A 23,237-nucleotide genomic window follows, 5' to 3' on the forward strand; every position below is an offset into this window, starting at 1 on the left:
GGCCCGCCAGCGACCGCCGCCCCTTCCACACCCGCCACGGAGTGATCGTCAGCGACGACGGGCTCTGCGATGTCTGCCGCGCCGACGGCCACCCCGGCATCCCCGCCCTGCCCGCCAGGTTCGGGATCCAGACCTTCGTCGAATCCCGCTGCGCCTACATCGCCGCCGCTCATCCTGTCCAGGTGCGGGCTTTGCTGGATCGAGTGCGGGCCGCCGCGGCGAACACCGGACCGACCTGGCGGCTGATCACCCGGTGGATGGCGACGAACCTCGAACAGCCCGAACGCGCACCCCGTCCTACCGCCGCGCGACGGCCGCGCCGGGGCGGGTCCGCGCTCGGTGCCGGGCAGCGCATCGGACGCTGCGACGCCTGCGCCCGAAACGGCATCGTGCACGCCGACAACTACTGCACCGACTGCCGGATCGACCTCGGACTCGTGCCCACCACCGGCCGCACCGCAGCGGTGGCCTGACCCGCCCCTGCTCGGTTCCCTCCCGTTCGCCGGTCCGCCGCGGTGTCGACCCCTGCGGCGGACCGGTCCACCACTCCCGATCCGACAGGAGCACCCACCGTGCATCGACTCCCGAACCGAGCGCGCCGCGCCCTGGCGGCGCTGCGCGACGCCCCGCTCGCACCCCGCCGCCCGACCGAGGTCCGGGTGCGGGTCTACCTCAACACCGACCCGACTGTCCTGCTGACCGGGTACCGGCCCGACGCATCCGTGACGCTGGCCTACACCTACACACTGAGCGTCGACCCGGCCGCCGACACCGACCAGGCTCTGCTCGAGCGCGTCTTCGCCGCCTTCAACGACCACCCCGAACACGACGACGACCAGATCCACACCGACACCTGGTACGGAAAGCGACTCCGGTCGCTGTCGGTCGGCGACCTCGTCGGACTCGACGACCGCCACTACACGTGTCAGCCCCGCGGATGGACCCGCGTCCCCGCCCCACCGGGCTGACCGGCCCCGTGCCGCGACCGGCCGTCCGCGCTCGCGGTGCACGGACCGACCGACAGCGCCCCGCCATTCGAGCACCCCGACCGGAAGGACCACTCGCCATGACTCACCCCGCGCCGCCGAGTGACCCCGCGCACCTCACGATCACCGAACTGCACCAGACCCTGGCCACCGGCCGCTCGGTAGTGGTGTCGATGCGCGCCGCCAGCGGACACGCCCACCTCATCGAGTGGGCACGCCGCCACCACCTGTTCGTGCCCATCGATCGCACCAGCAGCTGGGGCAACCCCTTCGTCCTCGGACGCGACGGCAACCGTGACGACGTACTCGCCGCCCACGCCCGCCACCTCGCCGACCGACCCGACCTCCTCGCCCGCCTGCGTCGCGGCGAACTCGCCCGCCGGGTACTGGGCTGCTGGTGCGCGCCCAAACCCTGCCACGGCCACACCCTCACCGCCCTCAGCCTCGATCCCGCCCTCGACCCGCTCGCGGCGGTCCAGGCCCGGCAGCACCGGTGAGCGTGCCCGCCCGACCGTCGGGCACCCGACAGCTGTGATCACGGTAGGAACCGGGTCACCCGTTCCGGTTCCTACCCGCTCCCGTCCCTACACACCCTCACCGATCACCCGCACACCGCTTCCCAATCTCTCCCCAGCCATCCACAACCCCACCTCACCACCCCGCTTCCACCATCTACATCCATCCACACCTTCCACCCCCTTTCTTTTTGTCAAGCACACCTCTTGCATCCAGGGGTCTCCGCAAGCCTATTTTGGTAACGATCCGGTCTCGTCCTGGGATTTTTCGTAAACAGCCGAAATCTGCATAACCTGGATTCCTCGACTTTCGTCGGGCGGGGGCGCTCGATGGATTTATGACCGCGACGATCCATAAAGTCGTCGCAGGCAATGGCTACCAGTATTACCTGCGAAATATAGCCGCGAACGATATCAACTCCCGCGGCCGATCCCCGTTGTCCGATTATTACTCCGCCCACGGCGAGTCTCCTGGCGTGTGGAGCGGTACCGGTTTGGCCTCGCTCGGGATCGATATCGGCGCGGAAGTGACCGAGTCTCAGATGAAGTCCCTGTTCGGACTGGGTCGCCATCCCGACGCGGAATCGATCGAGGAGACGGTCTTCCACCACGCTTCGGCGGCCGGTTCGACACCGAAACAAGCCAGCGATGCGGCCGATAAGGCGTCGCGGTTGGGTAATCCTTTTCGCGTTTACGCACCGAATTCCGATTTTCGTAAACGGTGCGCGAAGGCGTATGCCGAACACAATATCGCGCACGGAAGACCGGCCGACGCTCCACTTTCGGAGTCGGATCGCAGGCGAATCCGCACACATGTCGCGTTCGATATGTTCACCGACGAGTACCAACGGCCACCACTGAACGCGCGTGAGTTGTCGGGATGGATCGCGAAGAACTCACGCCCACCCGCCACAGCAGTCGCGGGTTTCGACATCACTTTTTCTCCGGTGAAGTCGGTGTCGGCGCTGTGGGCAGTCGCACCGCTATCGGTGTCGGCGAAGATCGAGGCCGCCCACCGCGCCGCGGTGGCGGATGCGTTGAGGTGGTTGGAGCGCCACGGCATCTACACCCGACTCGGTCGCAACGGCGTCCGCCAGGTCGACGTCGAGGGCATCGTCGCCGCGTGCTTTTTCCACAGGGATTCGCGTGCCGGTGACCCTGATCTGCACACACACGTGTTGATAGCCAACCGGGTCCGCACCGCCGACGGTCGCTGGCGGACCTTGGACGGTGCCGCGCTGTACCGGGTGGTAGTCACGGTGTCGGAGATCTACAACACCAGCCTCGAGCACCACTGCGAGCGGCTGGTGGGTGTGGAGTTCGCCGAGCGGGCCGGGAACGACCCGGGCAAGCGCCCGGTCCGCGAGATCGTCGGCATCCCGCTGCGGTTGATCCAGGCGTGGTCGCGGCGCGAAACCGCGATCCGTTCCCGTGTCGGTGAGCTGGCGGCGGTGTTCCAACGCGAGCACGGTCGCGAGCCGACCCCGATCGAGATCCGTGATCTGGCCCAGCAGGCGACCCTGGAAACCCGGCCCGCAAAACACCTGTTGCGGTCCTTCGCCCAGCAGCGGCGCAGTTGGCGCGAAGAGGCCGTCGCGTTGCTCGGCGGCCGGGACGCGGTCGCCGCGATGGTGTCGGCGGCGCTGAATCCGGTGCGCTCGCCGCGGGTCACCGCCACCAGGGAGTGGATCGCGCGCACCGCGGACCGGGTCCTCGAGACCGTCGCCGAGCAGCGCTCCACCTGGCGCGCGGCGAACGTACGCGCTGAAATCGAACGCCAGATCCGCGGCAAAATCCGCGGCAGCCAGTGGGAACACGTCAGCGAGGCCGTACTGGATGCGGCCCTGGATCCGGCGCGTTCGATTCCGATGGGCGACCCGGATATCGCCGGCGAGCCCGAACTGGCCACCATCCCGGACGCGTTGCGCCGCCGCGACAACTCCAGCAGCTACACCCCCGCTGGCGCCCAGATCTACACCTCCACCCGGATTCTGGCCGCCGAGGACGCCCTCATCGCTTTGTCGGTGCAGCCCGGTGCCCGCGTCGTGGACCCCGCGGTGGTGGCCGCGGCGATCCGTGGATACGACGCCGCCAACCCGGATCGGGTGCTCAACGCCGGGCAGCGCAGCGTGATCGAAGGCTTCGCCGGCTCCGGTATGCGCGTGCACACCGCCAACGCGCCCGCCGGAACCGGCAAGACCACCGGCATGGCCGTGCTCACCACCGCCTGGAATACCAGCGGCGGAACGGTGCTCGGGCTCGCGCCCACCGCCAACGCCGCCGCGGTCCTGGGCGAATCGATCGGCGCGCGCTGCGAAACCGTCGACAAACTCCTCGCCGTGATCGACCTGCACACACCGCACCCGAACAGGTCCGCCAACGAACGGGAGCATCCCCCGCCGCTGCCGCAATGGGTCCTCGACATCGGCACCGACACGCTCGTGATCGTCGACGAGCACGTCAAGATCGGCACCCTCAAACGCCTGAAACTGCTGCGCTTCCTCGCCGATCGCGGCGCGACGATCCGCTGTCTGGGCGATGACCACCAGCTTCCCGCGATAGAGGCCGGTGGCGTCGACGCCGACATGGCGACAGCGGCACCCGAGCACACGCTCACCCTCACCCACGTCGTGCGGTTCGCCTCCAACGCCGAGGCGTCGGCGAGTTTGATGCTGCGCCAAGGCGACCCGGCAGCGCTGGGCTGGTATCTGGACAACGGCCGAATCCACGGCGGGCACACCGGCGCGACCCACGACGACGCCTACACCGCATGGGCCGCCGACCACGCGGCCGGGCGTAGCGCGATCATGTTGGCCGCCAACCACGACACCGTGACCGCGCTCAACGAGCGTGCCCGGGCCGACAGACTTCTGCGCAAGGGTGGTCTCGACGGCCCCGAAGTGGTGCTCGCCGACAGCACCGCCGCCTCGGTCGGTGACACGATCCGCACCCGTCAGAACGCGCCGAAGCTGCGTATCGGTGTGCGGGATTGGGTGCGCAACGGCTACGCCTGGACCGTCACCGCTGTGCATTCCGACGGCAGTGTCACCGCCCGACACCACAGCAAAACCGGGGCGATTGTGCGGTTGCCGGCCGACTACGTCGCACACAATGTGCGTCTCGGGTATGCGGCGACGATCGATTCCGCGCAAGGAATCACCACCACCGCGTGTCATGTCGCGCTCACCGGCGGCGAGACCCGACAGCAGTTCTACGTCGCGATGACCCGCGGCGTGCACGCCAACCACGCCTACATCCCTTCCGCGCTCAGCGGTGACGAAGGCTCGTTCTACAGCGAGGACGCGGTCTTCCCACGCACCGCAGTCGAGAATCTCGTGCGGATCCTGGGTCGTGACGGGGCTCAGAAGTCCGCGCACACCCACCTGCGTGACGCGCTCGACCCGCACCGGCGTATCGGTCGCGCGCTCGATATCTACCTCGATGCCCTCGGTCTCGCCGCCGAACACGCCCTCGGCGAACCCGCACTCGCACGCCTCGATGCCGCCGCCGAACTGCTGCACCCGGGGCTCACCGACGCCCCCGCTTACCCGACACTGCGTCAGCATCTAGCGACCCTCGCCCGCACCGGTGCCGACCCCGTCACCGCCTTGCGCGAGGCGATCGAGGAACGTGAACTCGACACCGCCGCCGATCCCGCCGCAGTCCTGGACTGGCGCCTGGACCCGAGCGATGCGCACTCGACCGGGACCGGGCCGCTGCCGTGGACACCCGCGATACCGCCGGAACTCGACACCAGCGCCACCCAGGTCCACGCTCGCGCGCGTGTCCTGCTCGAACTCGCCGCACAGATCCGGGCCGCGACCGCGCCATGGACACCGTTGACCGCGCCTGTCTGGGCGCGACCTCTGCTCGGCGCCGACCCGCGCTTGTTGGCCGAACTCGCCATCTGGCGGGCGAGTCTGCACGTCGAGGACACCGATGTCCGCCCGACCGGTCCGCGCCGCTACCCCGTCCGCGAACGCGACCACCAAGACGTCCTCGACGCCCGCGTCGTCGCCGCGCTCGGCGATCCGGCACGCCCGGTCAACCGGTGGGCCGAGACCGTGCGCGAAATCGAAGCCCGCATTGTCGAGGACCCGTATTGGCCCGCGATCGCCGAACGCATCGATCTCGCCACCCGCGCCGGCATCGACGTCACCGAGCGACTTCACACCGCCGCCGAGTTGCGGCCGTTGCCCGATGAGATGCCCGCCGCCGCGCTGTGGGCACGTCTGGAATTCGACGCCTCCGCACTCGACGCCCGCGACCACAACCTGCGCCCGAACTGGATCACCGACCTGGCCGACGTTCTCGGCGTCGACACCGCCGACCGGGTCGTCGACGACCCCGCCTGGCCACGCGTCGTGGCCGCGGTCGACCGCGCCACCGCCACGCAATGGAGGCCGCGCCAGATCCTGGCCACCGCCTACGAACTGCTGCTCGCCGCCACCCCCGACAACGAGGGCACCGGCCTGCGCCCCGACCAGATCGCCGCCGCTCTCGCCTGGCGCATCGACGCACTCCTGCACCACACACCCACCACCAAACCCACCGAGAGCACCCCACCCATGAGCGAAAACACCACCACCCCACCAACCCCCGCATCGACGGCCCGCGAGCATCCACCTGATCTCGAACCCGACAGTCACCGCGAAAACCGCGCCCCGGTTCCGGCCCCAGTGCCGTCTACTCCGGCGAACATCACCGCCTCCGGTTTCGATCCGGAACTCGCGGCCATCGCGCAGCTGTATCGCGAAGGCCGAATCCACGCGGCCGTGCACCGATTCCGGCAATTCGCCGATCACCTCGATGACGAGCAGCGTTGGGTGATCGGCGCGATCACCGACACTCTCTACCGCTACGCCTACCCCGTCGCCGCCGCCCGCCTGCGCCAAGCCGGACAACAGTTTCCGCAACATCGGGCGCTCATCGACGCCTGCACCCCGGCCATCGACCCCGACGTCCACGACGACCGACCCGACCGCGAACCACCCTCACCGGTATTCGACCGCGCTCGCCGTTACCGAGCAGCCCGCGACAACGACACCCGAGTCGACCGTGACCTCGTCCGCGACCCGCTGCCCGACCCGCAGGTCCGTGCCCGCCGCCATGAGCAGGACTACCACGACACCCGCGCCGGAACGGACGATCAGCCCTGGGCGCGCCCGGACGCGCACGAGGTCCGCGGTCTCACCGACGACCCCGCGCTACCCGACTCACACCTACCTCCCCTACCGCGGCGCGCGGTGCCGACGCCTCGCGAGGCCGATCTCGCCGTCCGTAGCTACCGCCGTGACGAAGCCAAAGATCCCACGCCAGCCGCGTATTCGCTCGACTACGACAAAGCCGCCAACCCACGTGCCCGCGGCCTGGAATGCGTCGCGTGCAGCATCGAACGCCGCCCGCGCGACGCGACACCGGTGCCGCCGCGCCGCTCCGACGACGGGCTCTGCGGAGAATGCCGCGACAACGGCGAGACCGGTATCCCCGACCACGACCCGAGCCGACACATGATCGCGCGCGCCGACCACCTCGCGGCCACCAAACCCCTTCCCGCCGTGCACGCCATCCTGCGCCGGGACTGGAAAGCCGTCACCGATCTCGACCGCCGCGCCCAGATCGAAGCCTGGATCCGCGCCCACCCCGCGCCGATCGGCGACGTCGAGCACCAGCAGCCGGTCGCCGATCCACTCTTCGCGCTTACCGACGCGCAACTCGCCGACCGGTTGAGCGAACTTCACCAGCAGCTCGCGCTCACCGACAGCTACGCCGCTGCCTACGCTCCAGCATCCCCCGAACAATCCGAGGGCGTCGATATCGATGAACTGCTTCTGCGTCACCGCGACGCACAAACCGCCATCCGCGCAGCACTCGATGCCGAGCACCGTCTACACGATGCGACCCGCGCGCTGCACGCCACCCGTTCCGAACTCGCGACCCACCGCCAACGCCTCGACACCACACCTACCTACAAACGCCACGTCCGTCACGTCCTGCGTACCCGCATCGATGAACTCGTCCGCCAGCAAGGCGACCACGAACGCGCCCGCACCCGCGCCCGCAGCGACGCTCGAGAAGCCCACCGCGACGCAGTCAACCACGCCGGAACGCCCGACAAATGGGACGACGTCTTGAACACGAGCCCCGACGACATCACCACCCGCAACAGCCACACTCGCCGCGGGGAAGCCGCCGTCGACGCGACCGCCGACCGGTTCGCCGCCGATACCCGCAGCGAGATCGGCCGCGTCCACGCCGAACAACAACGCCGAGCCGATCTCACACCGGCACAGGCACGTCGCGAACAGGCGATACGCCTCGCCGACGAGCTCCACGCCCCCCTCGACCACACCGGGCTGGACCAGCCCGATGTCAGCGGCTCGCCGGAGCCCGACGTCGGATTGTGAGATCGGCTTTCGGCCGGGTGGTTCTGCCCGCTGTTGCTTCCGACAGCTTGCCTCCGGACATCCCACAGCCCTGTCGTGGTTCGGCGACGGTGAGGAGCGGCACCGCCGGGCAGTCGAACGAGCTCGGAGGGCTACAGGGGGTTGCTACGTAGCAGACCGGCGTTCGAACTCGCGATTTCGCACCGCTGTGGCGAAGGCGCGGTACTCATGGTGGTCGAAGTACAGTCTGGCCGTTCCGACGCTTCCCGCATGCCCGTCGGTGGCGCTGAAGACGTAGCCGTTGCCGCTTGTTCGGGTGATCGTGAGCGCGTGACGCACCGGCTGGCCTGTCCTGATGGCGTGTTGGATCGCCTCGAATTGGTCGTGGTCCAAGGTCAGGCACTGCTCGAGGGGGACTTCGTGGTCGCCGTTGTGGGCGAGTTTGTCGTCCCAGAGGATGGTGCGGGTGGCGTCGCGGTAGATCATGACGCATGCCTGTTGGGGTGAGCTGGCGGCAGCCTTGCGGAATTGACTTACGGTCGGTGTCGGCAGCATGGGCCTTTCCTTTCGAGCGCGCGGGACCGTGTTTTCCGGTTCCCGCACCGGTCCACGCTACGGGAGGGTGGCGGTAGCGGCGAAGTTGCAGCGGCGTGCGTCGTCTTCGGTGTCGGTGGGGGTGTCGGGGTGCCAGTCGGTGGCGTAGGTGATTCCGGGTTCGGTGAGTGTCCATCCGTCGAAGAAGCTCGCGAACTGTTGTCGGGTTCTGAGGGTGACGGGTGAACTCGCGTCGGCGAATACGGAGGCACCGGCGGCGACCTGGGTCCTGATTTCGGGTTCTGCGTCTTCGAGGGAGACATGGGTCATCGCGATGTGGCTACCGGGTGGCATCGCGTCGCGGAGTTGTGCGAGAAGTGCGGCGGGGTCGTCTTCGTCGGTGATCCAGGGCAGGACTGATATCAGGAGCAGCCCGATGGGCTGGGTGAAGTCGAGCAGTCTGCGGGTGTCGGGGTGTTCGAGGATGCGTGTCGGTCGGCGCAGGTCGGCGTCGATCATGGCGGTAGTGTCGAGGAGCTGGTATCGGGTGAGCAGTTCGCGGGCGCGGTTGATGGCTTCTTCGTCGTTGTCGACGTAGACGACGTGGGGGTCGGGGATGAGTTCGCGGGCGACTTCGTGGGTGTTGCCACCAGCTGGTAGTCCTGATCCGATGTCGAGGAATTGCCGGATGCCGTTGCCGACCATGTGCCGGACCGCGCGGGCGAGGAAGGCCCGGTTGTGTCGGGCCCACTTGGGGTAGAAGGGGATCGCGGCATAGAGCTGTTCGATGAAGGGGAGGTCGGCTTCGTAGATGACCTCGCCGGTGATCATGTGCAGGTAGATGCGTGCCGAGCTCGGCTTGGCGGTGTCGAGGTGGCGAGGTTCGAAGTCGGGTTCGGACATCGACGGGTTCCTGTTCGGTTGTGGTCTTGCGGTCGGCTATCGCGTGACGGTGGGTCGGTTGCGCAGTCCGCGCAGCAGGTGGTGCATGAATTGCCGTGAATCGGCAGGGCTGAGGGCGGTCATAGTGAGGCGGTTGAAGATCTTGTCGCGGATGGCGACGGCGGGTTTGTCGTCGATGTAGCGGATTTCGCCTTGCGCTTCGACGACAGCCATCTCCAGGTCGCCCGCGGCTCCGGGTGAGGGGACACGGACCAGGATGTAGCGGTCTTCCATACCGGCGCCGGGGGCTTGGTGGGTGAAGGGCATGACCTGGAGCTGGATGTTTGGTCGCCCGGATAGTTCGATGAGGTGGCTGATCTGGTCGACCATCACCTGGTCGTTGCCGTAGGTGCGGCGAAGGCAGGATTCGGACAGGATCGCGTGGAACTCCGGTGCCTTGCGGGTGAACAGGATCTGCTGGCGCGCGGTTCGGGCTTCGACATAGTCGTCGACGGTGATGGCGTCGGGGTCGTGGTCGTCGGGCTGGAACGGTTGGTGCAGCGCGCGGATGTAGTCGGGATGCTGGAGCAGACCGGGGATGATCTCAGCGGCCGTTTCGCGGAGTCGGTCGGCCACGGCTTCGAGATCGACCAGCAGTCGCAGGTCCTCGATGTAGGCACGCCGGTACCCCGAGGTCCAGTACCCGCGGCGATGGCTGTCCTCGCGCAGGTCGAGCAGGATCTGGAGATAGTTCTCATCGCCGATCCCCAATCCGGTGACCAGCTTCTTCAGCGCTTCGGCGGTGAGATTGCCGGTTCCCGCGATCGCGGCGGCGATGCGCGACTGGCCGACACCGACGATCCGGCCGGCGTCGGCCTGCGTGACACGCGACCGCCGCAGCAGGTCATCGATTTCCCGTCCGAGCAGCACTTTCCTCGCGGTCCTCGCCATGCACTCCCACCGTATCCCACAGCTCGATCGGACTCTTTCCACCCGTAACACTGATTATCAGGCTAGATTATCAGTCAAGATAATCTGTCCGAGGCAAGAGAGCACTCCGTTAGTCGATGTTCGGTTGAGCGTCGACGCGCGAGGGAGATGTGGGACGCCGAACCGGCGCGTGCGGCGTCAGGGTTCAGCAGGTGGTGTCCGAAGGTAAGGGGTAACCGGTGGAGCCGTCGATGTTGCGCGATCCCACCGCCGAGTTCGCGGCCGGCGCTGAGGCGAGCGACCGATCCTGGGGCGAACGCCTGCGGTCGTTTCGGCTCGATCACCTCCAGATCAGTCGCAAGGACTTCGCCGAGCTCATCAACGCGCGCGCCAGCGGCGAGCGTGTCAACGTCGCGTGTTCCGAGCGTCATGTCGCACGGTGGGAAGACGGCGACGTCCGGACTCCGAGCGCACCGTATCGACGTCTACTGGTGGCAATCGGCGCACCTGTCCCTCACCACGACCAGAGATCTGCACGCGCGCGACCCGCCACCGATGCCGTGCCCGTGCAGGCACCGATGTCATGGTCTGTCGGGTCAGGCGTATCCGAGCTGGGACGCGCGCCGGAAGCAACGTTGTTGGAGGCCGTCGCCGCTGCGGTCGTCGGATCCGCTTCCGCGCTGGTCCCGTGGCTTCCGCGACTCGACGAGGCAGAGGCGACGGATCGGGTCGGCCGCGGGCGGGCCATGGATGCCGATGGTGTGCGGTCGGCCACGGCGCATTTGCGGTCACTCGATCAACAACGCGGCGGCTTCGCGGTCACCGGTTCTGCTACGGCGTTGTTGGGTTCGATACCGGATCTGCGGAAGCTGTGTCGCGACGAGACTGCCGATCAGGCGATTCTGGTTGCCTCGGCCGACCTGGCCCGATTGATCGGCTGGGCGTTTCACGATGCCGGAGATCAGTATCGCGCGCGCCAGTTCGCCACCCTGGCTCTGGTCTTCGCGCGTCGGGCGGGCGCGGACAGTCTGACTGCATCAATCCTGTACGTGCTGGGCCGCATCAGTGTGATAGAACGCGATCCGCGCACCGCACTGCGCATGTTCCAGCTCGGGCAACTTCCCGCGCGAGACGCCGCCGACGGCGGCGAATCGGCTCGCCTGTACGCCAACGAGGCGTGGGCACACGCCATGCTGGGCGATCAGAACCGCATGAACTTCGCCTTGGCATGCGCCGAAGACGAGATCAACCGCGTCGGCGACATCGTCGCGCCATGGACTCGCGTGTTCTTCACACCGGGCGAATTCACCGGTATCCAGGCCGTGATCTACAACGAATACGCCACCACCGCGCCCCGCGCCGTCGCCGACCGCTATTGCCTCGCCGCCCTCGACAGTGCCCGCGTCTCCCTGCAAGCCTCCGCGCCCGGGCGGCCGGCCCGCAGCATCCTGTTCGACAACATCACCGCCGCCACCGCCTGCTTCCGACTCGGTGAGATCGACACCGGCCTGTCCTTCGCCACCGCCGCCGTCGAGATGGCCGAACGGATCACCAGCGCCAGGGTCGCGGACCGGCTGGAGAACATGGTCCGCTGCGCCACCACCGCGACACCACGCAGCGACGTCCGGGACTTGTCCCACGCGGTCAAAGCGAGCCTGCTGGCGATCCCCCGCGCGTCACATCACCCGACCACGGGCCGTGCCACGAGCGCATAGGCTGGGGGTGTGGCGACCAATATCGCGGCCGAGCGTGCCGCCGAGTTGCATCGCATCGTCGAGCTGGCCTGCGCCCGAATCGGTTTGAACTCCCACGGGGCGGAACTGATCAAATACACCGTCAACGCCGTTTACCGGCTCCCACGCGAACGCGTTGTCCTTCGCGTCGCTTCCGACCGGGTCGGAGTTTCGCGGGGACAGCGCGTGGTCACCATGGCCCGATGGTTGCAGGCCCGCAACGCCCCGATCGCGGCCCTGCTCGACGGTGAACAACCGCTGAAGGTCGAAGGCGATTACACGGTGACTTTCTGGCACGAACTCGGCCGGCGAACAGACTGGGCCGCTGCCGATCTGGCATCGCCGCTGCATCGACTTCACGCCCTCGACCTCGACCATACCGTCCTGCCGACCTGGGACCCGTTCACCACCGCACGCGATCGGCTCGCACACGCCGGCACCGCTGTCCTCGCCCCCGCCGACGCCCGGTGGCTGCGCGAGCAATGGGACCGAGCCGAACAAGAATTCCGGCGCGTCCAGGACCAGCTGCCAACCGGCATCATCCATGGCGATCCCCACACCGGCAACCTACTGCACCGAGACGATGACACCGTCGTGCTCTGCGACCTCGACGAGGCCGGGATCGGTCCCCTCGCATACGATCTCGTTCCCCAAGCGGTCGGAGCAACACGGTTCCACCGCCACGACTTCTACCGCGAGTTCGTCCACGCATACGGCAGCGACGTCCGCGACGATCCGGCGTGGCCGATCCTGTCTCGTATCCGCGAGCTGATCATGGTCACCAGCGTCCTGCCCGATCTCCAGCACCGCCCCAGCGTCGCCGCCCAACACGCCCACCGCCTGGCCACGCTCAAGACAGGCCGGCACGACATCCCTTGGGACCTCTACACCTAGATCCCGCGTGGCGGCAAACCGGCCTTCGACCGACAGGACCGGGGGGCAGTCGCATCGACGATCCTCGACAGCTTGTGCCCGGAGTCATCGGACCGGCTGTCGGAATCTGTCATGTGAATGTCGGCGAACTTGCCCGATTCTGCCCTGCGCGATGTCATGGTGGCAGTCCTCCGGCGACGATTAACTCTGTCTATGACAGCAGATGACGTACTCCGCGCCCCGCCACGTCGGCGCCGGACCGGATCGACACGATAAGTCGCCACGCGCCGCCTGGACGGCAGCCACATCAGCGCTGCGGAACCCGACGTTCCCCAGAACCGCTTTGCCTGATCACTCGTTGTCAGGAACCGCCCACGTCATCGTCGGCGACACGCAGGCTCATCTCGTGCCTGCCCGAAGACCCTTCGGGTCGCCACTGGTCATCGGTCACTACCGCCCTTCACCTCTTCGAGGAGAACCAGCGAAAAGGGGTCACAGGAAATGTGGATTGGATACGCCCGTTCGGACCTGCTGTCCAGACACGGCGCCGATGCTTTCGATCGATCCGTGCACGACTTCGCCGCGCGCAACGGGTTCGGGGACGGCCGCGTGTTCTTCGAACCGCTCGCACCGGAGACACTGATCGGTGATCTGCTCACCGAGATCGACCGTACCGTGCCGGTGTTGAACCGCCTCGAATCGCTGGCACGGTCGCGACGGGTGGACCTCGGACGGCTCCTGGCACCGGGTCACCGCCGAGCCGATCTGCTCTGGTCGATCCTGTCGCGAATTCCGGAAGCGACCGACGTCTGGTTCCTGGTGCCCTCCCGACAGCACCTGTCCGATCTCGAACCGTCAGGACGGGCGGCACTGTCCCACCTCACCGCTCTGCCCACGCTCACCCTGCACTATCTCGACGGAACCGCGCACCGACCGGCTCCGGTATCGCGTCCGGTCCCCGAGCACGACGCGGACCACGAACAGGTCGTGGTCGAGTCTCGGGTCGGCGCGATCCCGGCCGCGGCGCAACTGGACGCCGCCGAAGCGCTGACCCGTAACGGGTGGCCCGAGGTGATCGAACGCGTCGACGCGGTCTATGTCGCCCTCATCGGCGACCGCCACCACCCGGCCACCCGGACGCTGTGGCTCGAACCCACCCCGATCCCCGACACGGTGATCCGCACGTTGGTCGACACCCTGACCGGGGCGCTGGCCGTCGAACTCGACGAACCGTATCCACGAAGCGATGAGCCCTCCCACGACTTGGTCGTCTTGTGCGAGCGTGTGCAGCGCTTCCCCAGCGGCGCACACACCATCACTCGCTGCACCCTTCCGGCCCGCGTGAGCATGACCGGCGAGTCGGCGGTGAGTCAGCGATGAGCACCACAACACCTATCACCGGCCCGCTGTCGATGACGGAACACTATGCCGGACAGGGTGATCGCGGCGGGGCGGTCGACAACCTGCTGGAGGCTCGTGAACTTCACCTCGCGGTGGCCGGACGCCGTGTCGAGGGCTGTTCGTCGCTGATCGGGTGGGCGCGGGAGCTGGCCGATATCCACGCGAGCTTGCTGAGCGCGGCGGTGTCACCGGATCGGCGTCCGGCCGGGTTCGACGAGATCGCGACCCGCGACCACATGACCGCGGTCATGGCGGCGATCGACGAGTGGGCGATATTCCGCCTGCCCCGACCTGTCAACGCCGCCCACCACACCCATCCTCTGGGCGAAGTGATCAGCCACTACGCCAATGTCTTCGCCCAGTCCCAGTGGATCCTGCGCCACACCACCAACACCGAACACCACCACGAAGCCGCTTTGCGGATGGCCCAAACCCACCAGGGCTACGCCGATCTGGTCACCGCGATCCGTACCCGACGCGTCCAACTACCGCTGGGCTGGCGAGCAATCCAGGAGCTCCGATGAACCGCACACGCCCCGACACCGGGCACCAACCAGACACACGGACGCCACGGGCCGCCAGCAAAGACTCGTCCTGGTTCGGAGCGATCCCGTCCGCGCACGTGCTGTTCCGCGCCTGGAACACACCAGGATTCGCCGCCGCCGACTACCCGTTCCCCACTCTGGTCGGTATCGCGGTGCAGATGCTCGATGCCCATCACCACTACCGGGCCGCCTTCGGCCAGCTACTGCGGCTGCCGCCCGGCCACGACGACAGCGTCGACATCGACGTTCTTACCGACGCCCTGCATAGCGCCCACCGACGACTCGGCCGATTGATCGACCGGATCGATGACCATCTCGCCCATACCCTCGCCCCGCCGGTACACCGGGCGGCGACCTGTCATCGCAACGGTCTCGGCGCCGAGGTGTCTCAACTGTGCCGATGCTGGATCACCGCGATCGACCCCTCTGTCCCGGTCGAGACCGGTCCGAGAGCACACCAGTCCCTGGTCGGTCAGGCCGTGGTCTACGACCTGCTCGCCGCCGACGTCGCCGCAGGACGGGTCCATCTACCCACCCGTGTCCCACAACCGGCCGATGCACGGCACTGACCACGCCCCACACCACAACCACCCTGCCGAAACGCCACACGCGCGATCCCTCGGCGAGGTCGTCCGCCACGCAGCGCAGATCCACGCCCAATCCCGGTCCGTACTACGCCACGCCAGCAGCGCCGAACACCGGCAGGAGGCGGCACTGCGCATGGCACAAGTCCAGGAAGGCCACGCCGACCCGGTCACCACGACCCACGAACGCCGCGCGCAGCTCCCACTCGGCCGACCGCGGAAACGATGCCGACCGTCCATCGAATCACCAAGAGAGGTAGGAAAAACGTGAAGTTCGGGACCGTGAAATGGTTCAACCACGAGAAGGGTTTCGGGTTCATCACACCCGACTCCGGCCCGGACCTGTTCGTCCGTCAAGCCGATGTCCACGGCCACGACGCGCTGCATCGGGATCAACACGTCACCTTCGATGCCATCGACAGCCCGAAAGGCCCTGCCGCGCAGAACGTGCGGTCCCTGTGACCGCCCCGGCAACGGCGCGTCGCGGGCGCCGGCAACGGACTCGGCGTCGGCTGCTGCTGACCGCACGACGACTGTTCCTCGCCCACGGCTACGGGCCTGTCCATATCGCCGATATCGCCGACGCCACCGGGTGTACCACCGGTGCGCTGGGCAAGCACTACCCCTACAAACATCTGATCGGTCACGAGGTCGCCGAGAGGCTGACCGCCTTGGCCGTACACCGCATCCGCGATGCTCACCCGAGAGACCGCAGCCACCTGGTCACGACGCTGACGAAGTGGGCGCGCACCGTGACCAGCCACCCCGAATGGATCTGGTTCGAACTCGATCTCGCCGCCACCGGCCCGGAACACCGCGCACAGCACCACGACCGCAGACACCGTATCCACGCGGCACTGACCGAGCTGCTCACCACGACCATCGAACCCTGCCCTGGCATCGAGCTCCCGACCACTGCCGCATCACTGATCGCCGCCCTGGTCGGGCTCGCCATCGGCCCGCCCGACGACGCCACCTCCGACCACCAGTGGATCCGAACGCAAATCGAACTCGTACTGCCTGCCCCCAACGACCGCACATTCCCCAGAACGAGCACCCCCATCCAGGAGAGCTGACCCATCCCCGATCCCAGCCGGCCCACCCCCGACCGCACCACCACCGATCACGAGATCGCGCTCACGACTCCCGCCGACGAGGACCCCGATGTCATCACCGTTGTGCGGGATGCACTCGCGGCGGTGCGCGATGACTGAGCCCGCCGTAACGACGAGCGATCCTCGACCCCACCCGAGCGGCCCGACGCGCAACCGAACCGAGTTCCCTCGGTGTGCTCGTCAGCGGCCTGGTGACGCTGGTGTTCGGCTGGCGCTACGCGGACCCGCTCATCGGTGTGGGTATCGGCCAGTTCGTGCTGCCGAGGGCATACAACCTGGGCAAGCAGGCCCTGCGGATCCTGTTCCAGCACGCCCCGGCAGGTCCGGACGTGGACGACGTCACCGCCGCTCTCGAGGCGCTGACCGGGGTGCGGCAGGTCCATGACCTGCACGTGTGGACGTTGACCTGCGGGATGGAGGTGGCCTCCGCGCACGTGGCGATCGACGACGATGCCGACCCCGATACCGTGCTGGGCTCGGCGCAACGGCTACTGGCCGACAGATTCACCCTGCACCACGCCACCCTGCAGGTCGAGCGTCACAACACCGCCGAGCACTGCGAACGAATGTCCTGGTAGAAGACCGGGCGGCTGCACCACCGGCAACAGCGCTGCCCTCCGATTCTGATCCGGCCGAGTTCATCGACGGGTTCGAGCAGCGCATGTGCGATGGACACTCGCTTGGACCTGCGCCGGAAACGAGTCGCGGGATAGAGAAAGTCTTATGTGCGGCGACGGCATAGCGCGGTCATGATCTGCTCTTTGGTGGGAAGGTCGAGTCGGCAGGTTGGCGTGGCGCTGGGCGGTGTGCCCATCAGGTCGACGCCGTCGATAAGGATGGTGGGCGAGGGGTATTCACCGATCCGCTGCTGGATGGGGATGTTGAGGTGCAGCCGGTGCAGGCAGGTGCGCAGTAGTTCGATGGTGGCGGGTGCGTTCGGGCAGTTGGGTACGGTGAGCACTTCGATCGTGGTCATTGTTTTCGGTTACCTTGGTTTCTCGTCGATTCGGAGGGCTCCGATGAGCCCGTGGGTGACGGCCCGTCCGACGGCAGTGTGCGGTTCCGCTTGCGGAGGGTGCGGCGCAGTTTGCGTTCCGACAGGCGCCCGAAGCAGAAGGGTTCGCCGTCGATGAGGACTCCGGGAGCGAACAGTACTCCCGCTTTCTGTGCCAGCGCGCGGCCTCCGTTGGTGGCGAGGTCGATCTCGGTGATGTGTAGCGCGTAGTCGGTGCTCACGTGGTGCAGGACCTGTTTGGCGTGGTCGCAGAATGCGCAGTTGGGTTGGGTGAGCAGGGTGATCGCGACTGGGGCGGTCATGGTTTGCGTTCGGTGGCCAGGTCGGCGAGGAGCTTGTTGGTGGGGACGAACATGGTGTAGTTGGGGGCGCCGCCGTAGTCGGCGCGCCAGGAGATGGTGCCGTCGGGTCCGACGAGGACGAAGCTGTGCCCGGCGGTCTGCTCGCGCATCATCCCGTATTTGTGGGCGTCGTAGGCGTGGATGACTTGTTGGGTTGGGTCGGCCAGCATCGGGGTCGACACTTTCTGGTCGGCGGCTTTGCGTGCCTGCTGCGCGACCGGGTCGTGGGAGATCGATACCACTGCGTCGATCCCGGCTGCTTTCAGTGCGGCCTGGTTGTTTTCGAGGTCGGTGATCTGGTCCCAGCAGGGCTTGCACATGAGACCTTCCTGGAAGTACAGCAGCACACTGCGTCCGCGGTAGTCGCTGAGTGAGACGGTGTCGCCGGTGTGGGAGGTCAGGGTGAAATCGGGGGCGGGTGCGCCGATCCCGGGGTTTCCGGCGACGTGCCGGTAGCCGCTGCCGCCGTCGGCGGCGGTGTCTTGGTTACTGCGAGCATTCTGGTAGATCAGGAACAGGGCACCCACGGCCAGGACGGCGAGTATCGCCACGAGTGTCGGCCAGCGTCGTTCGTCGGCGGCTTCCGGCGGCTGGGCCGCAGTCTGCTGGGCGGCGATGCGCCGGCGGCGAATATTTCGGTCACGTTTGCCGACTGGTCGTGTGGTGGCGGTCTTATCGCTGTTGGCGTTCACTGTCGGTCCTCCTCGACAGATTCCGGTATCGGTGCGGGCGTGTGCTCGTCGCCGCAGTATGGATCGCGGGTGTCCGCGGTCGGTGTGCGTGGACGGAGGCAGCGGCGGATCAGCAGGGCTGTAGTTGCTATGAGTAGTGCGGCGACGACTCCGCCGGGCAGCCAGGACACGGTGTCTTGGATCCGGTCGCTGATGTGCTGTAGCCACGCGCTGACCTCGGCCTGCCAGCCGCCGGTATTCATTCCGGCGCCGGTGAACGCCAGCACCCCGGTCAGTACGCCCATGCCGATCATCAGCACGCCGCTCAGCGCGGTCCCGACCGCGAGGTCGTGCCGCCGGTGGCCTACCCGGATCCGCAGGGTTCGGTCGGTGAACAGTCGAGTGGCCCGTTCTCGGCGTCGATCCCAGATCAGCGCGACCAGTGCCAGCGGTGCGACCATTCCGGCCACATAGGATGCCGCGACGGTCAGGGCCACGGGGAACGAACCGGACGCCCCCGAGAGGACCGCGACACCGACCAGGACCGGTGTACAGCAGGCGCTGGCGATCCCGGAGAACGCACCCAGCAGATAGGCCGAGGAGTAGCTGTCCTCGCGCGCCGTGCGCATGCTGGGCATGGGCAGGTTCGGCTTCCAGCCCGTGAGCACCGCGACGCCGCCGATGATCATCAGTGCCCCGCCGATCGAGAACACCCAGATGTGCTGTTCGATGAACAGTCTGCTCACCGCGGTGGCACCCAGGCCGATGGGCAGGATCACTGTGGCCACGCCGGCACCGAAGATCAGCGTGGCCGCGACGACGCCGCCGCGGTGCCGGAATCCGGTGGCTAGGTAGGCTGGCAGCATCACCGACACGCAGCAGGGTGCCAGCAGGGCTACCACGCCGCCGAGAAACGACGCCAATAGTGTTGTGCCGATCAACAATTCACCCATTGTCAGAGCCCTTGCCTGCGATCTGTCGGCGCATCGCCGGGATTCCCGCGGCCGCCTATGTCGGCGGCCGGGTGATGGTCAGTGGCATGGCTGCCCCATCTGCGAGGTCATGGTGTCCATGCGCTCGGCCATGTCGCTCAGTGCGCCGGCGGGTGGGCCCGCGACGAATCCGAGGGTGAGCGCGGCGAGCACTCCGGCAGCGGCCAATGCGGCGATCACCGGAGCCCGGGATCGGCTGGGTTGCGGTGTCGCCGACGCGTCCGCTACCGGCAGATCGTTCGTCAGGCCGTCGAGTTCGCCGATGGTCTTCGCACGGTAGGCCGCGTCGAGACGCTCGGTGTAGTCCGCGAGCGTCAACCTGCCGGTGCCGACCTCGGTCTGCAGCTGGGCAGCCACACGTTCACGGTCAGCATCACCGGCACGTATCCATGGCTGTGCGCGATACGGTTCGGTCACCTTTATCACCTACTCTCGCTGGTTTCGCTGTCGGCCTGCTCACCCATGGACCGCTGCTGCGCGCGCAGCTCGGCGAGGTCGTGCTCGACGCCGACCGGTTTCGCGCCCATCCGGCAACTACCCCGCAGCATCGGGTGGATACAGCAGACATAGGTGCGCGCCCCTGCAGTCGCGAGTCCGGCGGCGAGCCAGGTCGACATCACAGCGCCTTGTGGTCGCGTCGCTCAGCCTTCAGCTGTTCGATCTCGGTGCGCATTCTGGCGATTTCCTGCTTGGTGGCCTTGCCGTCGGTGGTGTCGTCAGGATTGCGCATGCCGTGGCCGCGGATGTACGACATCATCAGACCCATGCCGACCGGGCAGGCCAGCACGGCGAGGGTGACCAGGAGCGATTCCATCGCAAACCTTCTGCTACTGGGGCATCTTCGGACACATGCCGCACTCGGCCAAGCCCCAGCATCATCAGCTGGCAGTTCCACCAGGACTGCAGGTTCGCCATCATGTTCGGGGTCATTGGTTTGTCTCCTTGCTCGGTTGTTCATTTCGTGTGTTTGGACCCGGCTATCGAGTCCGGTCTTTTGCTGTTCTTGGCTTTTGCCGAGGGCATGCACGATCGGGCGGGCGAGTACGTCGCGTTCGGCGGCCGGGACCGCGTTCGTGGCGCGCCAAATGTTCGAGCTCGGTCGGTTCGGTTTCGTCGAGACGAGGATCGCCGAGCCGATCCTCACCGGGCGCAACGTCGGCGCGAGCGTCGGTGACCGACGCGGGTTCGGCAACGGGTGTGGGCCGGAATCGCCGTAGCCGTAGGCTGTTCGACACCACGAACACGCTGGAGAACGCCATCGCCGTACCCGCGATCAGCGGGTTCAGCAGCCCGGTCGCGGCCAGCGGCAGCGCAGCGACGTTATAGGCGAACGCCCAGAACAGATTGCCCTTGATCGTGTGCAGGGTGCGGCGCGCCAACCGGATGGCGTCGACCGCGGCCATGAGATCGCCACGGACCAAGGTCAGGTCCGAGGCTTCGATGGCGACGTCGGTACCGGTGCCCATGGCCAGCCCGAGATCGGCCTGAGCGAGCGCGGCGGCGTCGTTGATACCGTCGCCGACCATTGCCACGACCCGGCCCTCGGCCTGCAGCTGCTTGACGACATCGACCTTGCCGGTGGGCAGGACCTCGGCGATCACCTCGCAGATGCCGACCTCGGCGGCGATCGCCAGCGCGGCGGCGGTGTTGTCGCCGGTGAGCAGCACCGGCCGCAGCCCCAGTGCCCGCAAGCCGCGAACTGCCTGCGCCGAGGTCGGTTTGACGGTGTCGGCGACAACCAGCACACCCTGCGCGGTGCCGTCCCATGCGACGGTGACCGCCGTACGCCCCTGGGACTCGGCGCGCTCCATGACCGAGCGCAAGCCAGCCGGGAGTTCGATCCCGCGTTGCTCGAGCAGCATCGCCCGGCCCACCAGCACGGCACGGCCGTCGACGGTGCCCTGCACGCCGAGCCCTTCCAGGCCGGCGAAGTCGGTGACGGCGGGCAGTGCGCCCACTCGCTCGACAGCGCTGCTGGTGATGGCCTTGGCGATCGGGTGCTCGGAGGCATCTTCCAGCGCGCCTGCCAGCCGCAGGATCTCGATCTCGCCGGCATCGCCTTCCGCGTGGACCTCCAGCAGGGCCATCTTGCCGGTGGTGACGGTGCCGGTCTTGTCGAGTACCACGGTGTCGATGCGGCGCGTCGATTCCAGCACCTCCGGTCCCTTGATCAGGACACCGAGTTGCGCGCCTCGCCCAGTGCCGACCAAAAGCGCTGTGGGCGTGGCTAACCCGAGTCCGCACGGACAGGCGATGATCAACACCGCGACCCCGGTGCTGAACGCGAACGCCGCCCCGGCGCCGACTACGAGCCACGCCAGCCCAGTGGCGATCGCGATCGCGATGACGACCGGCACGAACACCGCCGAAACCCGATCGGCCAGCCGCTGGACCTGAGCCTTGCCGTTCTGCGCCTGCTCCACCAGCTTCGCCATCTGCGCCAACTGGGTGTCCGCACCGACCCTGCCCGCACGAACCACCAGACGGCCGCCCGCGTTGACGGTCGCACCGACCACCGGATCGCCGGGACCGATCTCGACCGGCATCGACTCACCGGTCAGCATGCTCGCATCGACCGCCGAATTACCCTCTTCCACCACACCGTCTGTGGCGATCTTCTCCCCGGGCCGCACGAGGAACCGATCGCCCACCACCAGCTGGTCGATCGGGATCCGCTCCTCGCCGCCGTCGCGCAGGACAGCGACATCTTTCGCGCCCAACTCCAGTAGCGCCCGCAACGCCGCGCCCGCGCGGCGGCGGGCGCGTGCCTCGAAAAACCGGCCCGCCAGAATCGCCGTGGTCAAGACGGCGGCTACTTCCAGGTAGATGTTCTGCCCGGCCATCCCGCGTTCGGCGCTGAGCGAGAAGCTGTGCCGCAACCCGGGAACTCCGGCATCGCCGAGGAACAAGGCGAACAGCGACCAGCCGAACGCGGCCAGCACACCCACCGAGATCAGGGTGTCCATGGTGGCGGTGGCGTGTTTGAGGTTCGCCCACGCCGCCCGGTGCAATGGCCACGCACCCCACACCACCACCGGCGCAGCCAAAGTCAGCGACAGCCATTGCCAGTTGGTGAACTGTAGTGGCGGCACCATCGCCAGCACCGTCACCGGAACAGCGAGCGCGAGACAGACCCACATCCGCTGCCGCATCGACCGCGTGTGCTCGTCATAGTCGTCGGCGTCGCTCGCCGCGGCAGCGGTCTCGGGACGCGCAACCGTTGCCGTGTAACCGGCCTCGGAGACCGCGTCGATCACATCCGACTCCGACACCGTGTCGGGGTAGCTGACCTCGGCCTTGCCCGTCGCGAAGTTCACCGTCGCGACGACACCGTCGAGCTTGCCGAGGCGGCGTTCGATCCGCGGCGGGCACGACGCACACGTCATTCCCGCGATCGACAGCTCCACCTGTCGCCGCACACCGGTGGACGCATGATCGGTGAACTCACTCATCTGTCACCCTCGCGCATGCTCATCGTCTCCGCGGCGCTCTCGACGGTCGGGCATCAGCCGACCAACTCGAAGCCGGCCTCGGTCACAGCCGCGCGCACCTCGTCCTCGCCCACTTGTCGCTCGCTGGTGACCACGACCCGGCCGCAGGCCACATCGACATCGACACCGTGCACGCCGGTGACGCTCAGCAGCTCCCGCGTCACCGCATTCGCGCAGTGCCCACAGGTCATACCGCGCACCGTATAGGTGGCCTCACTCATCGCCACTCCTTCGACAGATCGC

23 protein-coding genes and 1 pseudogene are annotated in these 23,237 nt (G+C 67.5%); 12 read left to right on the top strand and 12 right to left on the bottom strand.

Annotation, left to right across the window (positions count from 1 at the left end):
* The 4 genes from ON27_RS33600 to mobF form a co-directional block, all read left to right on the top strand.
* Positions 1-473: hypothetical protein (locus ON27_RS33600; protein ID WP_043736783.1), on the top strand; the 473-nt coding region annotated here is incomplete at its 5' end.
* A gap of 99 nt (positions 474-572) precedes the next feature.
* Complete coding sequence (locus tag ON27_RS33605) at positions 573-968, top strand: hypothetical protein (RefSeq protein ID WP_043736785.1); 396 nt, start codon at positions 573-575, stop codon at positions 966-968.
* 98 nt (positions 969-1,066) lie between these two features.
* The gene (locus tag ON27_RS33610; RefSeq protein ID WP_157227616.1) at positions 1,067-1,483 is read left to right on the top strand and encodes a DUF4326 domain-containing protein; all 417 of its coding nucleotides are present in this window, start codon (positions 1,067-1,069) and stop codon (positions 1,481-1,483) included.
* 356 nt (positions 1,484-1,839) lie between these two features.
* Entirely contained in the window at positions 1,840-7,908 is a 6,069-nt protein-coding gene (gene mobF, locus ON27_RS33615) for a MobF family relaxase (protein WP_051047275.1), read from the top strand.
* Between the two features lie 144 nt (positions 7,909-8,052).
* Here mobF and ON27_RS33620 read toward each other — a convergent pair whose 3' ends face one another.
* The 3 genes from ON27_RS33620 to ON27_RS33630 are packed head-to-tail and all read right to left on the bottom strand — an operon-like array spanning position 8,053 to position 10,254.
* On the bottom strand, positions 8,053-8,442 hold the full coding sequence (locus tag ON27_RS33620) for a hypothetical protein (RefSeq protein ID WP_157227618.1): 390 nt from the start codon (positions 8,440-8,442) through the stop codon (positions 8,053-8,055).
* A 57-nt stretch (positions 8,443-8,499) separates the two neighbouring features.
* Positions 8,500-9,324: an SAM-dependent methyltransferase gene (locus ON27_RS33625; RefSeq protein WP_043736788.1), complete on the bottom strand. Its 825-nt coding sequence runs from the start codon at positions 9,322-9,324 to the stop codon at positions 8,500-8,502.
* A gap of 36 nt (positions 9,325-9,360) precedes the next feature.
* The gene (locus ON27_RS33630; RefSeq protein WP_043736790.1) at positions 9,361-10,254 is read right to left on the bottom strand and encodes a helix-turn-helix domain-containing protein; all 894 of its coding nucleotides are present in this window, start codon (positions 10,252-10,254) and stop codon (positions 9,361-9,363) included.
* A 230-nt stretch (positions 10,255-10,484) separates the two neighbouring features.
* Here ON27_RS33630 and ON27_RS33635 point away from each other — a divergent pair, with 230 nt between their 5' ends.
* From ON27_RS33635 to ON27_RS33670, 8 genes and pseudogenes are all read left to right on the top strand, one after another.
* Positions 10,485-11,948, top strand: a complete 1,464-nt coding sequence (locus ON27_RS33635; RefSeq protein ID WP_280413264.1) for an NsdA family TPR-like regulatory protein — start codon at positions 10,485-10,487, stop codon at positions 11,946-11,948.
* 9 nt (positions 11,949-11,957) lie between these two features.
* Positions 11,958-12,860 carry a phosphotransferase enzyme family protein gene (locus ON27_RS33640; protein WP_043736795.1) on the top strand — a complete coding sequence of 301 codons (903 nt, stop codon included), beginning with the start codon at positions 11,958-11,960 and terminating at the stop codon, positions 12,858-12,860.
* Between the two features lie 546 nt (positions 12,861-13,406).
* Positions 13,407-14,219, top strand: a complete 813-nt coding sequence (locus ON27_RS33645; RefSeq protein WP_157227622.1) for a hypothetical protein — start codon at positions 13,407-13,409, stop codon at positions 14,217-14,219.
* Positions 14,216-14,764 (top strand): hypothetical protein, encoded by a 549-nt coding sequence (locus ON27_RS33650; RefSeq protein WP_043736798.1) that lies wholly within the window; start codon positions 14,216-14,218, stop codon positions 14,762-14,764. Before ON27_RS33645 ends, ON27_RS33650 begins: the two co-directional genes overlap by 4 nt.
* Complete coding sequence (locus ON27_RS33655; protein WP_043736801.1) at positions 14,761-15,354, top strand: hypothetical protein; 594 nt, start codon at positions 14,761-14,763, stop codon at positions 15,352-15,354. Before ON27_RS33650 ends, ON27_RS33655 begins: the two co-directional genes overlap by 4 nt.
* Before the next feature lie 282 nt (positions 15,355-15,636).
* Complete coding sequence (locus ON27_RS33660) at positions 15,637-15,831, top strand: cold-shock protein (protein WP_043736804.1); 195 nt, start codon at positions 15,637-15,639, stop codon at positions 15,829-15,831.
* Positions 15,828-16,445, top strand: a complete 618-nt coding sequence (locus ON27_RS40340) for a TetR/AcrR family transcriptional regulator (protein WP_051047277.1) — start codon at positions 15,828-15,830, stop codon at positions 16,443-16,445. The genes ON27_RS33660 and ON27_RS40340 overlap by 4 nt, the downstream gene beginning before the upstream one ends.
* A 203-nt stretch (positions 16,446-16,648) precedes the next feature.
* A pseudogene (locus ON27_RS33670) lies at positions 16,649-17,062 on the top strand (cation diffusion facilitator family transporter); the annotation flags it as partial.
* A gap of 143 nt (positions 17,063-17,205) precedes the next feature.
* Here the strand turns inward: ON27_RS33670 and ON27_RS33675 are convergent.
* From ON27_RS33675 to ON27_RS33715, 9 genes are all read right to left on the bottom strand, one after another.
* The gene (locus ON27_RS33675) at positions 17,206-17,460 is read right to left on the bottom strand and encodes a hypothetical protein (RefSeq protein ID WP_043736807.1); all 255 of its coding nucleotides are present in this window, start codon (positions 17,458-17,460) and stop codon (positions 17,206-17,208) included.
* Positions 17,457-17,801 carry a glutaredoxin family protein gene (locus ON27_RS33680; protein ID WP_051047278.1) on the bottom strand — a complete coding sequence of 115 codons (345 nt, stop codon included), beginning with the start codon at positions 17,799-17,801 and terminating at the stop codon, positions 17,457-17,459. The genes ON27_RS33675 and ON27_RS33680 overlap by 4 nt, the downstream gene beginning before the upstream one ends.
* Positions 17,798-18,532: a peroxiredoxin family protein gene (locus tag ON27_RS33685; protein ID WP_217441592.1), complete on the bottom strand. Its 735-nt coding sequence runs from the start codon at positions 18,530-18,532 to the stop codon at positions 17,798-17,800. The genes ON27_RS33680 and ON27_RS33685 overlap by 4 nt, the downstream gene beginning before the upstream one ends.
* On the bottom strand, positions 18,529-19,464 hold the full coding sequence (locus tag ON27_RS33690; protein ID WP_051047279.1) for a cytochrome c biogenesis CcdA family protein: 936 nt from the start codon (positions 19,462-19,464) through the stop codon (positions 18,529-18,531). Before ON27_RS33690 ends, ON27_RS33685 begins: the two co-directional genes overlap by 4 nt.
* Positions 19,465-19,542: 78 nt before the next feature.
* Positions 19,543-19,929 carry a DUF1707 SHOCT-like domain-containing protein gene (locus ON27_RS33695; RefSeq protein WP_083888005.1) on the bottom strand — a complete coding sequence of 129 codons (387 nt, stop codon included), beginning with the start codon at positions 19,927-19,929 and terminating at the stop codon, positions 19,543-19,545.
* A complete protein-coding gene (locus tag ON27_RS33700; protein WP_043736809.1) occupies positions 19,926-20,120 on the bottom strand; it encodes a hypothetical protein in 195 nt (64 codons plus the stop codon). The genes ON27_RS33695 and ON27_RS33700 overlap by 4 nt, the downstream gene beginning before the upstream one ends.
* Positions 20,120-20,317: a hypothetical protein gene (locus ON27_RS33705; protein ID WP_043736811.1), complete on the bottom strand. Its 198-nt coding sequence runs from the start codon at positions 20,315-20,317 to the stop codon at positions 20,120-20,122. The genes ON27_RS33700 and ON27_RS33705 overlap by 1 nt, the downstream gene beginning before the upstream one ends.
* A 163-nt stretch (positions 20,318-20,480) precedes the next feature.
* A complete protein-coding gene (locus ON27_RS33710; RefSeq protein WP_083888006.1) occupies positions 20,481-22,955 on the bottom strand; it encodes a heavy metal translocating P-type ATPase in 2,475 nt (824 codons plus the stop codon).
* A gap of 53 nt (positions 22,956-23,008) precedes the next feature.
* A partial coding sequence (locus ON27_RS33715; protein WP_306306973.1) for a heavy-metal-associated domain-containing protein occupies positions 23,009-23,237 on the bottom strand: 229 nt, incomplete at its 5' end.

Origin of the sequence: Nocardia asiatica NBRC 100129 (genome assembly GCF_000308415.1) — a bacterium.
GTDB lineage: Bacteria > Actinomycetota > Actinomycetes > Mycobacteriales > Mycobacteriaceae > Nocardia > Nocardia asiatica.